The sequence below is a fragment of the Aeromonas rivuli genome, assembly GCF_000820045.1.
Classification (GTDB): Bacteria; Pseudomonadota; Gammaproteobacteria; order Enterobacterales; family Aeromonadaceae; genus Aeromonas; species Aeromonas rivuli.
In genome coordinates, this window is record NZ_CDBJ01000043.1 from 244,653 (window position 1) to 257,323 (window position 12,671).

At 60.9% G+C, this 12,671-nt stretch carries 13 protein-coding genes; 1 reads left to right on the forward strand and 12 read right to left on the reverse strand.

What is annotated here, in order from left to right:
- Nucleotides 1-75: 75 nt before the first annotated feature.
- The 9 genes from murD to BN1130_RS10145 form a co-directional block, all read right to left on the reverse strand.
- Nucleotides 76-1,359, reverse strand: coding sequence for a UDP-N-acetylmuramoyl-L-alanine--D-glutamate ligase (gene murD / locus BN1130_RS10105; protein WP_042041810.1), 1,284 nt, complete (start codon nucleotides 1,357-1,359; stop codon nucleotides 76-78).
- Nucleotides 1,360-1,361: 2 nt separating this feature from the next.
- On the reverse strand, nucleotides 1,362-2,444 hold the full coding sequence (gene mraY, locus BN1130_RS10110) for a phospho-N-acetylmuramoyl-pentapeptide-transferase (RefSeq protein WP_042041811.1): 1,083 nt from the start codon (nucleotides 2,442-2,444) through the stop codon (nucleotides 1,362-1,364).
- Nucleotides 2,438-3,793 (reverse strand): UDP-N-acetylmuramoyl-tripeptide--D-alanyl-D-alanine ligase, encoded by a 1,356-nt coding sequence (locus BN1130_RS10115; RefSeq protein WP_042041812.1) that lies wholly within the window; start codon nucleotides 3,791-3,793, stop codon nucleotides 2,438-2,440. Before BN1130_RS10115 ends, mraY begins: the two co-directional genes overlap by 7 nt.
- A gap of 70 nt (nucleotides 3,794-3,863) precedes the next feature.
- On the reverse strand, nucleotides 3,864-5,357 hold the full coding sequence (gene murE / locus BN1130_RS10120; protein WP_232301963.1) for a UDP-N-acetylmuramoyl-L-alanyl-D-glutamate--2,6-diaminopimelate ligase: 1,494 nt from the start codon (nucleotides 5,355-5,357) through the stop codon (nucleotides 3,864-3,866).
- Complete coding sequence (locus BN1130_RS10125; RefSeq protein ID WP_042041815.1) at nucleotides 5,341-7,086, reverse strand: penicillin-binding transpeptidase domain-containing protein; 1,746 nt, start codon at nucleotides 7,084-7,086, stop codon at nucleotides 5,341-5,343. The genes murE and BN1130_RS10125 overlap by 17 nt, the downstream gene beginning before the upstream one ends.
- The gene (gene ftsL / locus BN1130_RS10130) at nucleotides 7,083-7,397 is read right to left on the reverse strand and encodes a cell division protein FtsL (protein WP_042041817.1); all 315 of its coding nucleotides are present in this window, start codon (nucleotides 7,395-7,397) and stop codon (nucleotides 7,083-7,085) included. The genes BN1130_RS10125 and ftsL overlap by 4 nt, the downstream gene beginning before the upstream one ends.
- Nucleotides 7,398-7,400: 3 nt before the next feature.
- Complete coding sequence (gene rsmH, locus BN1130_RS10135) at nucleotides 7,401-8,339, reverse strand: 16S rRNA (cytosine(1402)-N(4))-methyltransferase RsmH (protein ID WP_042041819.1); 939 nt, start codon at nucleotides 8,337-8,339, stop codon at nucleotides 7,401-7,403.
- Nucleotides 8,340-8,798 carry a division/cell wall cluster transcriptional repressor MraZ gene (gene mraZ, locus BN1130_RS10140; protein ID WP_042041821.1) on the reverse strand — a complete coding sequence of 153 codons (459 nt, stop codon included), beginning with the start codon at nucleotides 8,796-8,798 and terminating at the stop codon, nucleotides 8,340-8,342.
- 241 nt (nucleotides 8,799-9,039) lie between these two features.
- Complete coding sequence (locus BN1130_RS10145; protein WP_042041823.1) at nucleotides 9,040-9,336, reverse strand: hypothetical protein; 297 nt, start codon at nucleotides 9,334-9,336, stop codon at nucleotides 9,040-9,042.
- Between the two features lie 218 nt (nucleotides 9,337-9,554).
- Between BN1130_RS10145 and BN1130_RS10150 the strand changes: the two genes are divergently transcribed.
- A complete protein-coding gene (locus tag BN1130_RS10150; RefSeq protein ID WP_232301964.1) occupies nucleotides 9,555-10,454 on the forward strand; it encodes a lytic transglycosylase domain-containing protein in 900 nt (299 codons plus the stop codon).
- Here BN1130_RS10150 and BN1130_RS21650 read toward each other — a convergent pair.
- The 3 genes from BN1130_RS21650 to lafT are packed head-to-tail and all read right to left on the reverse strand — an operon-like array spanning nucleotide 10,390 to nucleotide 12,638.
- Nucleotides 10,390-10,845, reverse strand: coding sequence for a hypothetical protein (locus BN1130_RS21650; RefSeq protein ID WP_084218179.1), 456 nt, complete (start codon nucleotides 10,843-10,845; stop codon nucleotides 10,390-10,392). The genes BN1130_RS10150 and BN1130_RS21650 overlap by 65 nt on opposite strands.
- Nucleotides 10,842-11,780 (reverse strand): lateral flagellar motor protein LafU, encoded by a 939-nt coding sequence (gene lafU / locus BN1130_RS10160; RefSeq protein WP_042041825.1) that lies wholly within the window; start codon nucleotides 11,778-11,780, stop codon nucleotides 10,842-10,844. The genes BN1130_RS21650 and lafU overlap by 4 nt, the downstream gene beginning before the upstream one ends.
- Nucleotides 11,781-12,638, reverse strand: a complete 858-nt coding sequence (lafT, locus tag BN1130_RS10165) for a lateral flagellar motor stator protein LafT (RefSeq protein ID WP_042041828.1) — start codon at nucleotides 12,636-12,638, stop codon at nucleotides 11,781-11,783.
- Nucleotides 12,639-12,671 lie beyond the last annotated feature (33 nt).

The following is a 12,671-nucleotide window of genomic DNA, read 5'->3' on the forward strand; positions in this document are numbered from 1 at the left end:
CAGCGGTAAGGCGATCACCGCGAACGTCGAAGGATGTGAAGAGGTTAAGCCCGTCCAGGCTGGCAAGGGGCGCGTTCATAGCATCAGTACCAGTTCGGTGAAGCGATCGCCCCGTGCTTCGAAGGATTTGAACTGATCCAGACTGGCGCAGGCCGGGGCAAGCAGCACCCAGTCGCCGGGTCTGGCGTCGGCTGCGGCCTTGGCGACGGCGGCCTCGAGGGAGTCAACCCGCTCAGTCTGCTCGCCCAGCGCCAGCAAGGTGTCGGCATCCTGACCAAAGCAGTACATCTTGTCTATCTGGCTGCCGAGCAGCGCTTGCACAGGGCCAAAATCCTGGCCCTTGCCCTGGCCGCCAGCCAACAGCAGCAGGTGCCCCTTGACCGATTCCCGCACCCCAGCCACGGCGGCCAGGGTGGCCCCCACGTTGGTGGCCTTGGAGTCATTGATCCAGCGAACCCCCGCCACCTCGCGCACGAAGCGGGCACGGTGGGGCAGTCCTTCGAAGCGGCGCAGCACGGCAAGCTGTGGCTCGCGGGGAATGCCGACGGCGTCGCACAGGGCCATGGCGGCAAGGGCGTTGGCCTGGTTGTGGGCACCGACGATCTTCATCTCGTCCACCGCGATGAGCGGCTCGCCATGCAGACTCAGCCACAGGCGCCCCTCGCAGAGGGTTCGGCCATAACTCTTGTCGTCCAGGCCAAAACTTTGCCAGAGCTCGCCCACGTCGGGCAGGGTCAGGGCATCGTCCCGATTGACCAGAATATGTTGGGAATGCTGATGGATCTCTTGCTTGGCGGCGCGGTAATCGGCCATGCCCATGTAGCGATCCATGTGATCCTCAGAGAGGTTCAGCACCACTGAGGCGACGGCGCGCAGGCTATGGGTGGTCTCGAGCTGGAAGCTGGAGAGCTCCAGCACGCAGAGATCCATCGGCTGCTTGAGCAACGTCAGCGCAGGGGTGCCGATGTTGCCACCGACGCCCACCTTGAGGCCCGCCTCGGCGATCATCTCGCCGACCAGAGTGGTGACCGTGCTCTTGCCGTTGGAGCCGGTGATGGCAATGACGGGGGTGTGGGTCTCGCGCACGAACAGCTCGATGTCGCCGACTATGTCCACCCCCCGCTCGGCGGCAGCCCTGAGTTCGGGGGTCGCCAGGGCGATACCGGGACTGGCCACGATCAGATGGGCCTGGGTGAGCAAGGCTTCATCCAGTCCCTCAATGAGTTCAACCCCGGCCGGGAGCTGATCCTGACCAGGGGGATTGCGACGGGTATCCATCACCAGGGGGGTCACACCACGGCCGAGGAAATAATCGACACAAGAGAGACCGGTTTTCCCCAGACCTATGATGATGACCATGATTAACGCACCTTCAGGGTGGCAAGACCCAGCAGCACCAGCATCAGGGTGATGATCCAGAAGCGCACGATGACGCGCGGCTCGGGCCAGCCCTTCTTCTCGTAGTGGTGATGAATGGGCGCCATGCGGAAGATGCGTACCCCGCGCAGCTTGTAGGACCCAACCTGCAGGATAACGGAGACGGTCTCCATCACGAAGACGCCCCCCATGATCACCAGCAGGAACTCCTGGCGTACCAGCACGGCTATGGTGCCAAGGGCACCGCCCAGAGCCAGTGAGCCCACATCCCCCATGAAGACCTGAGCGGGATAGGTATTGAACCAGAGGAAGCCCAGGCCCGCCCCTATGATGGCGGTGCACACAATCACCAGCTCGGAGGTATAGGGCACATAAGGAATGTGCAGGTAGCTGGCAAAATTGACGTTGCCGGTCGCCCAGGCAATCAGGGCGAAGCCTCCTGCCACCATAACGGTCGGCATGATGGCCAGACCATCCAGACCATCGGTCAGATTGACCGCGTTGGAGGTACCGACGATGACGAAGTAGGTCAGCAGGATGAACATCAGCCCGAGCTGCGGCATCACATCCTTGAGGAAGGGCACCACCAGCTGAGTCTGACCATCATGGGTGGCCGTGGTGTAGAGGAAGACGGCGACGATCAGTGCCACCGCGGATTGCCAGAAATATTTCCAGCGGGCGATCAGGCCATCGGTATTCTTGCGCACCACCTTGCGATAGTCATCGACGAAACCGATGGCACCGTAGGCGGCCAGCACGAACAGCACCAGCCAGACATAGGGGTTGTCGAGGCGACACCAGAGCAGCACAGAGACGAAGATGGCCGCCAGTATCATCAGGCCGCCCATGGTCGGGGTACCCGCCTTGCTGAAATGAGACTCAGGGCCGTCCTGGCGGATCACCTGGCCAAATTTCATGATCTGCAGGCGACGGATCAGCCGTGGTCCCAACCAGAGTGCCACTCCGAGCGCCGTGAGGATAGACAGGATGGCGCGCAGCGTCAGATAGGAGAAGACGTTGAAGAAGGTGAAGTGCGGGGTGAGTAATTCCGCCAGCCAGACTAGCATGAGGCTTGCTCCTGATGGTCGGCGACCATGTTGACTATCTCTTCCATGCGCGAACCACGCGCCCCTTTCACCAGAATCGAGATGGTTTGCTCTGTGTTTATCATCTGTGCCAGCGCGTCATACAAGGACGCCTTGTTGTCAAAATGTCGGCCGCCCGCAGCATCCGCGGTGTGGCGGCTCTGTTCACCCACTGTCAGCACGGCGTCGAGGCCGCGTTCGCGGGCGTGGTGTCCAACCCGGGCATGTTGCGCGGCAGACTCCTCGCCCAACTCCTTCATGTCACCAAACACCAGCACCTTGTAGCCACCCATGGCGGTCAGGGCATCGATGCCAGCCAGTACGGACTCCACACTGGCGTTGTAAGTGTCATCAATCAGGGTCAGGTCACCCCAGCGCCGCACGCAGAAGCGGCCCTTGACCGGCGCCATCTGCTCCAGCCCCGCCTTGACCGAGGCAAGCGACGCCCCCAGTGCCAGGCAGCCCGCGGCGGCGGCCAGGGCATTGGCCACGTTGTGGCGACCGGGAATGGCCAGGGTAAGGGTCAACTCTCCCTGCGGGGTCACTAGCACGAATTCGGCGCAGCCCTGCCCGTTGAGTACGATGTCACGGGCATGGAAGGGCTGGCTCTGATCTTCGAGGGAGAAGGCGCACCGAATGCCCCGTTCCCGCCACTGGGGCCAGAACTCGTTGTCGGCATTGACGATGGCGTTACCGCACTCGCCCAGACCTTCGAAGATTTCGCTCTTGGCATGGAACACCCCTTCCAGAGAGCCAAAACCTTCCAGATGAGCCGCCGCCACGTTGTTGATGATGGCGGCATCGGGCCGGGCCAGGGAGGTGGTCCAGGCGATCTCCCCCGGGTGGTTGGCACCCAGCTCCATCACCGCAAACTGGTGCTGCGCCTCGAGGCGCAGCAGGGTGAGCGGTACGCCCACTTCGTTGTTGAAGTTGCCAGCGGTGGCCAGCACCTCGCCTTCATGGCGCAGTATGGCGGTCGCCATCTCTTTCACCGTGGTCTTGCCGCAACTGCCGGTGATGGCCAGCACCTTGGGGTTGACGCGCTCGCGCACCAGTCGACCGAGCAGACCCAACCCCTTGAGGCTGTTTGTCACTATCAGCTGGGGAATGGCCAGGGGCAGCTCGCGCTCAACCAGCAAGGCGCTGGCGCCTGCCGCCATGGCTTGCTCACAAAAATCGTGGGCGTCGAAACGCTCACCGCGCAAGGCAACGAAAAGTGCGCCCGGACCCAGGGTACGGGTATCCGTGCTGATCGCGGTGATCTCTGCGTCCTCACCCAGTAACCGGGCATCGAGTGCCTGCGCCAGTTCGGCAAGCCTGAGGGTCATCATGTGAATGACTCCAATAATATTGTGTCCAAGGCGGCCGCGACGGTCTCCCGGTCGGAAAGCCTGAGGGCCATCATCTGAATGACTCCATTATTGTGTCCAAGGCGGCCGCGACGGTCTCCCGATCGCTGTAGTGCCGCTTGTCGGTACCAATGATCTGATAATCCTCGTGCCCCTTACCGGCCACCAGGATGATGTCCTCTTTGCTCGCCTGCGCCAACGCGAATTCGATGGCCTTGACCCTGTCGTGCTCTATGGTCACAGCATCAGGATCGGCAAGACCCGCCACCATGTCAGCCATGATGCGGGCCGGCGATTCGGTACGGGGATTGTCATCGGTCAGGATCACGCAATCCGCATGTTGCTCTGCCATGGCAGCCATCATGGGACGCTTGCCGCTGTCTCTGTCACCGCCGCAACCGACGATGCACCACAGACGACCCTCGCAGTGCACCCGCAGGGCCTGCAATGCCTTCTCCAGCGCATCCGGGGTATGGGCATAATCGACCACGGCAAGCGGCACCTGACCACCACCGAAGCACTCCATGCGCCCCGTGACTCCCTGCAAGCGGGGAGCGGTCACCAGCAGCTGCTCGAGCTCATGGCCGAGCACCAGCATGACCCCCATGGCGGCCAGCACATTGCTGACGTTGAAGCGGCCGAGCAAGGGGGCGGATAATACACCATTCCCCCAGCTGGAGTTAATGGCAGAACTGAATCCCTGCTGATGAAATTGGGGATCCTGCGCCGTCAACTGTCGCCCTGGATGATTTTCAATCGGGCCATTGGTGCCAAAGGCCACCGCCTGGGGATACAGGTTCAACCATTCGCGCCCGAGCGGGTCATCATGATTGATGACGGCATTCGCGGCATCGACCTGCTTGAGCAGCAGCGCCTTGGCCTCGCCATAGGCGGCCATGGTGCCGTGATAGTCGAGGTGATCCCGACTCAGATTAGTGAAAACAGTGGCGGCAAAATGCAGGTCGGCGACCCTGTGCTGAACCAGACCGTGGCTGGAGACTTCCATGGCAACCAGACTGGCGCCTTTGTCCCGCAAGGCGGCCAGATTGGCCTGCACTTCGAGGGCGCTGCCCGTGGTGTTGGCGGCTTCAATCAGCTCGCCAAACAGACCATTGCCTATGGTGCCCATGACGGCGGCCTTGCCACCCGGTTCACCGACCAGCAGGCTATGCCAGTTGGCGACCAGCAAGGCGGTGGTGCTCTTGCCATTGGTGCCGGTGATACCAATCAAGTCCAGCGCCGCCGCAGGCTCCCCGAAGAAACGCCCGGCCAGACCCGACAGCCTGGCGGGCAGATCGCGAATACCGACGCAGGGCACATCGAGCGCAGACGGTACGAATGTCCCATCTTCCTCAAACAGCACGGCGCTCGCCCCCTGGGCAACCGCCTGTTCGATGAACTGTCTGCCGTCGACCTGATGCCCCTTGAGCGCCACGAACAGACAGCCGGGGCCGACCCGTCGGCTATCGAGCTGCATGTCGGTCAGCGGGAGCGCCTGGGCCTCAATGCCAAGGGGGCGCACGAGTGCATCAAGTGTGAGGGACAACGGCGGCCTCCATCTGGGCGAGCGAGGGGGGCGGCGCATTGGGCACCGCATCGGGACGAATGTTGTAGAGCTGGAGTACGCCGCCCATGGCCTCGGCGAAGGGCGGGGTGGCAACGGCGCCACCGTAATAGGCACTGCCCTTGGGCTCGTTGATCACCACCACCATGACGAAGCGAGGATCGCTGGCTGGCGCGAAGCCGGCGAACCAGCCCATGTAGTCCTTGCCATAGCCACCGGCGACCGCCACCTTGGCGGTGCCACTCTTGCCACCGATGCGGTAGCCGGGCACCTTGGCCTTGGGAATGGCATTGTCGACCACGAACTCCAGCGCCTGCATCATGGCCTTGGCGTTGTTGTGGTCGATGACCTGCTCTCCCCTGGGCGCCTTGTCCAGCTTGATTGTGGAGATGGGTACCCGCTTGCCCTGATTGGCCAGGGTGGCGTAGGCGGAGGCCAGCTGCAGCGGTGTCACCCGCAGGCCGTAGCCGAACGACAGGGTGGCGCGCTCGATATCGGACCAGCGCCGACGCTGGGGCAGCATCCCAAGGCTCTCACCGATCAGGCCGCTGCCGGTGTCATTGCCAAGCCCGAACAGGCTGAGGGTGTTGATCATCTCCTGAGCCGGCATGCGCAAGGCGATCCGTGACATGCCGATGTTGGAGGAGTAACGCAGTATGTCGAACAGGTTGTTGGCACTGTGGATGCTGACATCCCTGATCTGCTTGGCGCCGATATAGAGCGGGCCACCCGGGATATGATCTTTCCAGCTCGTCACCCCGGCCTGCAAGGCACTCAACAATATCAACGGCTTGAGGGTGGAGCCCGGCTCATAGGTATCTGTCACAACCCGGTTGCGCACCCGGAAACTCTGATACTGACCGCGGTTATTCGGGTTGTAGGAGGGGGTGTTGACCATGGCCAGCACCTCCCCTGTCTTGACGTCCAGCATGACCAGGGATCCGGAGGTCGCCTTGTTCTCATCGGTGGCGCGCTTGAGGGCGCGGTAGGCCAGCGCCTGTACCCGCTGATCGATGCTCAAGGCCAGGTTGTTGGCATTCTTGCCCTCTTTCACCACCCCGAGCCGCTCTATGACCCGACCCTGACGATCCTTGCGCACCCGCTGTTCCCCAGGGGTTGCCGTCAGCCACTGGTCGTAACTGCGCTCTATGCCTTCGATGCCGTGGCCATCGATGTTGGTCACCCCCACCAGATGAGAGCTGATCTCCCCAGTGGGGTAGAAACGGCGGGATTCCGGGCGCAGGAAGACCCCCCCCAGCTTGAGGCCCTTGATGTATTCGGCCACCGCAGGGGTCACCTGGCGCTGCAAGTAAACGAAGCGTTTCTTGGGGTTGGCGGTACGGCGCTTGAGCACATCGATATCGACCTTCAGCACGGCGGAGAGCGCCAGCCAGGCCCGCTCGTTATGGATGGAGCCGGATTCGTGCACCGTCTTGGGATCGGCCCAGACCGCCTCAACCGGCACGGAGACGGCCAGCTGTTCGCCGTTCCGATCCGTGATCATGCCGCGCACAGCCTGGGTCGAGGTGGTACGCAAAGAGCGCAGGTCCCCCTCCTGACGCAACCTGTCCGGGTTGATCACCTGGATCCAGGCCAGACGCAAGATAAGCCCGATAAACGCGACCCCGATGAAGAACACCAGGGTGCGAAAGCGCCACGGATAGAGTGACGGGGCTTTGGCCTGCGCCTTGGCGGGCGTCTTGCGTTTCATGGTTGGTTGATTACCTTCTCAGTGGTCACCAGGGGGCGAGCCATCTGTAACTTATCCATGGCCAGCGCTGCCACACGGGAGTGCTCGGCCAGGGTCCCCTGCTCCAGCAGCAGGTGACGCCATTCGATATTGAGCCTGTCTTCCTCGGCCATGAGATCGTTCTGGGTCGACGTCATGACCCGCGTCATGTTGGTCACCAGGATCACCGCAAAGGAGGTCACCAGCACGGCAACGGCCAGCGCGAGCTGCAGCTTGTGGCGCCACAGGTCCTGGATTATCTCCTTGCCGAGGTGAACGCGGGGCTCGCTCATGAGTTAATCCGCCAACCGCTGGGCGACCCGCAGCACCGAGCTGCGTGATCGGCTGTTTTCGCTGACTTCATGGTCAGAAGGCTTGAGTGCCTTGCCCACCGACTTCAACTTGCGACCACCGGCCAGTTGGGACTCGGTCAGGGGGATGCCGCGGGGAACGTCCGGGCCCTTCTCATGTTTGCGGATGAAGTGTTTCACGAGGCGATCTTCCAGGGAGTGGAAGCTGATGACCGACAGGCGCCCTTCCGGGGCCAGGGCCTGCAAGGCACCATCGAGGGCCGTCTCTATCTCGTCCAGCTCGCTGTTGATATAGATGCGGATCGCCTGGAAGCTGCGGGTGGCGGCGTGTTTACCCTTCTCTTTGCTCGGATTGACCCTGGCAATCATCTCCGCCAGTGGCCGGGTACGCACATAGGGCTCAGTGGCACGGTCATGGACGATGGCGCGGGCTATCTTCTTGGCGAAGCGCTCCTCACCAAAGGTCTTGAGCACCCAGGCAATATCATCCACATCGGCCCTGGCCAGCCACTCGGCGGCGCTCTGGCCGCTGGTCGGATCCATGCGCATGTCGAGGGGGCCATCTTTCATGAAGCTGAAACCGCGCTCTGCATCATCGAGCTGAGGCGAGGAGACCCCCAGATCCAGCAGGAAGCCGTTTACCTTGCCGAGCAGGCCGCGATCATTGAGGTAGTCGGTGATGCCGGAGAAGGGGCCATGGACTATCTCGAAACGGGAGTCCTGGATCTTGGCGGCCTCGGCGATGGCCTGGGGATCGCGGTCAATCGCGATCAAGCGGCCATGGGGGCCCAGTTTTTCCAAGATGAGACGGGAGTGACCGCCACGGCCAAAGGTGCCGTCGACGTAGATGCCGTCCGGCTGGATGGCCAGACCTTCGACGGCTTCGTGCAACAGCACTGTGATGTGTTCAGCGGCTTGGCTCATTTATAGCGAGAAATCCTGTAAACGATCCGAGCCAGCCCAGTCATCCTCGGGCAGGCTCGCGATATCGGTATCGATCTGATGTTGCCAGCGGGACTCGTCCCACAGCTCAAACTTGTTGAGCTGACCCACCAGCATGATTTTTTTGTCCAGCCCGGCATGAGTGCGCAGGGGCTGGGAGAGCAAAAGACGGCCATTGCCGTCCAGTTCACATTCGGTCGCGTGGCCGAGCAGCAGACGCTGCAGGCGGCGCTGTGCCGGATCCATGCTCGAGAGTGTCTTCAGCTTGCGCTCAATCTCCTCCCATTCATGCAAGGGGTAGAGCAGCAGGCAGGGGTGGGCGATATCGATGGTACAGACCAGCTGGCCGTCGCATTCGTCGCGCAGCCAATCACGGTATTTGGTCGGAATCGCCAGTCGCCCTTTGACATCCAGGCTGATGGCGTGAGCACCACGCAACAAATTAGCCATCCCCAATGAGTAACACATGGTGGGCCTTTGCCCAGAAAAACCACTTTGATCCACTTTTCTCCACTGTGAAGTTTAAGGACGAGTAAAGTGCTTTTCAAGCAAGGATCCTTACGGCGGGGAACATATTGACGCAGCGGCTGACAAGGGCAGATTAAGTGAGTTGATTTTCCACAAGTTATTTGCTGGAAAAAGACAGCGATTAATTAGAGACCCATTGAGGCAACGCCTCCATTCAGGGCGAAATAATAAAGCGATAAAGGATTAAGGTACACAAGGCAATGCTCACACCGACCACGGGATAGATGATGTAACCATCCCCAGCCCGCCGTGCTCGCAGGCAAACAAGCTGACAAAGCAGCAGGTTGTAGAGAATGAGGAGGGCGCTCAGCAGCATATTTGTCGCCAGACCCAGTCCATCCATATAAAGGATGTAGAGTCCCATCAGCACGAAGTTAATCAGGATGAGATAGAGCAGAAATTTCTGTAGTGTTCTGCCTGCTGTCGAGGGGGTTTTTGCTTGTGGTATCATGCTCATCACATCCTTGAATCCACATGAACAGTCGACAAAAAAGGTCTGAAACTGTTGAGAGCAACCATGTTTTTATTCCCATTCGGCCACCCAGAGATGGCGGCGCCATGAGAGTCATAACAAAATGGCTGTACTCGCTGACAATTTTGACATCATCCTGTTGTTATTCTTATCAAAACTATCATTGGCAGTCGGGTTTTCCCAGCCCCCTGACAGGGGTGGGCAATGAGCTGGTACAGGAACAGACTCAGTTCCTGCTCAAACAGCAGGATTATCTGCAGCGACGCCTGAGTCAGGTGCAACCGATGATCCGCTGGGTCGCCCAGCAGGTCGAAGCCAGACATCTCCCCCCCCTGCTCAGTTTCGTACCCCTCATCGAGAGCAGTTACCGGTTGGAGGTTGTCTCCCACGCGGGGGCAGCCGGTCCCTGGCAATTGATGCCCCAGACGGCGAGTCGCTTCGGGGTCCCCATTAACAACAGCTTTGATGGCCGCTACTCCCTGCCGCTCGCCACCGAGGCAGCACTCACCTACCTCGCCTGGCTCTATCAACTGTTCGATCGGGACTGGCCATTGGCCTTGGCAGCCTACAACGCGGGGGAGGGTCGAGTCGCCAAGGCCATACTGGCCGCCAACAGCCGTAATCTGTGGGATCTGGCGCTGCCGGAGGAGACCCTTTTCTATGTCGCACGCCTGCTGGCCCTCTCTCGTCTGTTGCAGAACCCAGATCGCTACAGTTTCATGCTACCCCCCTGGCGCCAAGGGGCCGATCTGCAACTCGAATCAGAACCTCAGGGCTGTTCCCTGCTGGCCTGGGCACTTGAGAAAGGTGTTTCCATGAATGATGCCAGTCGCTGGAATCCCGCCTGGCGCCTGCCCCAGGCTCAGGGGGTAAGCCGTTGTCCCATTGCCTACAGCACATCCGACGGGCACCAACCCAGTGGACATCAAGCGACCAGGGGGCCCTTTATCGCCAGTACCATTTCATTGGAGAGTCTGCATGATCCCTTGCTGCTCCAGGCAAGCAAGGGACTGGATCTGGGTCAAGGCGGGCTCAGGTTGGAGAAGGTGCCTGATCCGCTGGGTCTGGATCGACGCCCGGTTCCGCTACTGCCATGAAGCAGTGTCGCCAGTGGCTGAGCACAGGAGCCAGATCCACTTGTCCCGGATCCGTCCAGCTGGCTCCATAGAAACTCAAATACTGGCCTATGCCGCGCCTATGCATGATCTGGCACTCGAGCCGGATGTGGGGGGCAAGCGAGAGGCTGATGGTGTCAGGCAGTTCGAAACGGGACGGGGCCAGGAAGCCCACCCCGCCAGGTCCTATGTCCTTGATCACTGCCCGCCCGATCCGCTTGTCAAACAACAGACCGCTGATCAGCAGGCGAGCGGCGATGCCACAGCTTTGCGCCTCTAAGGGGGTGGTGCCGTCGTGCAGATACCAACGCGGTACCTTGCGTCTGGGATCCTGCTGCAGCAGCGTTAGCTCATGGGCTAGTTCATCCTTCATCTGGGCACACCTTCCTTGGCCTGGGCCGTCGCGGCCTGTATCTGTGAGCTGAACAACTGATCTAGGCTCTGCTCGGCCTCGGTCGTCATGATCAGCAATTCGATGCGCCGGTTACGGCTACCGGTCGGGTTATCGGCATCCTCCAGCATGGTATCTGACATCGCCACTACCTGGGCAATCCGCTGTGGCGGCATGCCGCCTGCCAGCAACACCCGTCTGGCCATCATGGCGCGATCGGAGGAGAGCTCCCAGTTGCTGTAGTTGTCTCCGGCAAAGGGGGTGTTATCCGTGTGACCCGAGATCATCACCCGGTTCTCCACCCGCTGAAACACCGGGGCCAGCCCCATCAGCAGATGACGGAAGAAGGGGCTGATCCTGGCACTACCCCGGCTGTACATCTCCCTGTCCTCGTTGTCCCGGATGAGGATCCGCAGCCCCTGCGGCACCAGCTGAAGCTCCAGGTTGTTCTTGGCCTGCAGTTGATCGGCCAGGGAGTCGATGACGCCAGCCAATTGCGCCATCTGTTGCTTGCCCTCGACCCGCCCCACAATCAGGTTGCTGTAGTGATCGACTCCCTTCTCATTGAGGATGCTCTGGCTGGGGTCTCTGTGTCTGGGCATCAACTGGCCGTCCGGCGTGTAAACGGGCACCAGCTCTTCCAGGGGTGAGGGCTGGCCGCCGAGGTCGACCGGGAAGGGGCTATTACGGATATCGAAGGGATTGGCCGCGTTGTCCAGAATACTGTAATCACGCAGATGGCTGGCGACCTGCTCACGCTCCTCCTGATTGGAGACGGCCAGGATCCAGAGCACCATGAACAGGGCCATCATGGCGAGGGTGAAGTCGGCGAAGGCCACCTTCCAGGCCCCTCCGCTCTTGGGCGCCGAGTTGCGTCGGTTCTGCCGCTTGATAATGATCTGTTCGTGGTTACGCATCTACATCGCCTTGTTGGTGACCCACTCTTCCAGCTCCATGAAGCTGGGTTTGACGTCGGGCTCTAATACCTTGCGTCCCGAGTCCACCGCAAGCAGAGGCTGTTTGCCACGCAACTGGGCCAGCAGTATGGATTTGACGCACATCAGCAGGGAGATGCGCCGTTTGACCAGATCTTCCATGGCGCTGCTCAGGGGCTCGAGCAGGCAGTAACACATGAATATCCCGATGAAGGTGCCGACCAGGGCCGCAGCCACGTGTACGCCAATGGCGGTGAGAGGGCCATCGAGCTGCTGCATGGTGATGATGATGCCCATGACTGCCGCCAGTATGCCGAAGCCCGGGCAGGCCTCCCCCGTCTTGTGCAGGGCATGGGCCGGTTTGAGCATCTCCTCCTCGATGGCCATGATCTCCTGCTCGAGCATGGTCTCCAGTTCATGGGGGCTGATCTTGCCCATGCCGAGCAGGCGCAGGTTGTCGATGATGAAGCCCAGCAACTGAGGATCCTCGGCGATCTGCGGGTACATCAGGAAGACCGAGCTCTGCTGCGGATTCTCGATGTGTTCATCGAGGGCCTTGAGGCCCTTGCTGCGGGTCTCTTCCAGCAGTTGATGCATCAAGGTCAGCAACTCGCGGTAGAGCTCCCGCTCAGCCTTGTTTGGCTTGGCCACCAGTTTGATCTGGCGCCACATCTCGTGGAGCACCTCTTTGGAGTTGCCGATGAACATGGAGCCGATGGCCGCGCCGAAGATAATGACCATCTCGGCGGGCTGCCACAGGGCGAGCAGGCGCCCACCGGCCATCATGAAACCGCCCAGCACACACACGAAGATGATGCCCAGGCCTAGCTGTTTTTGCATGAATGCTCCCGCACAACACAAGGAGCCTCGCCA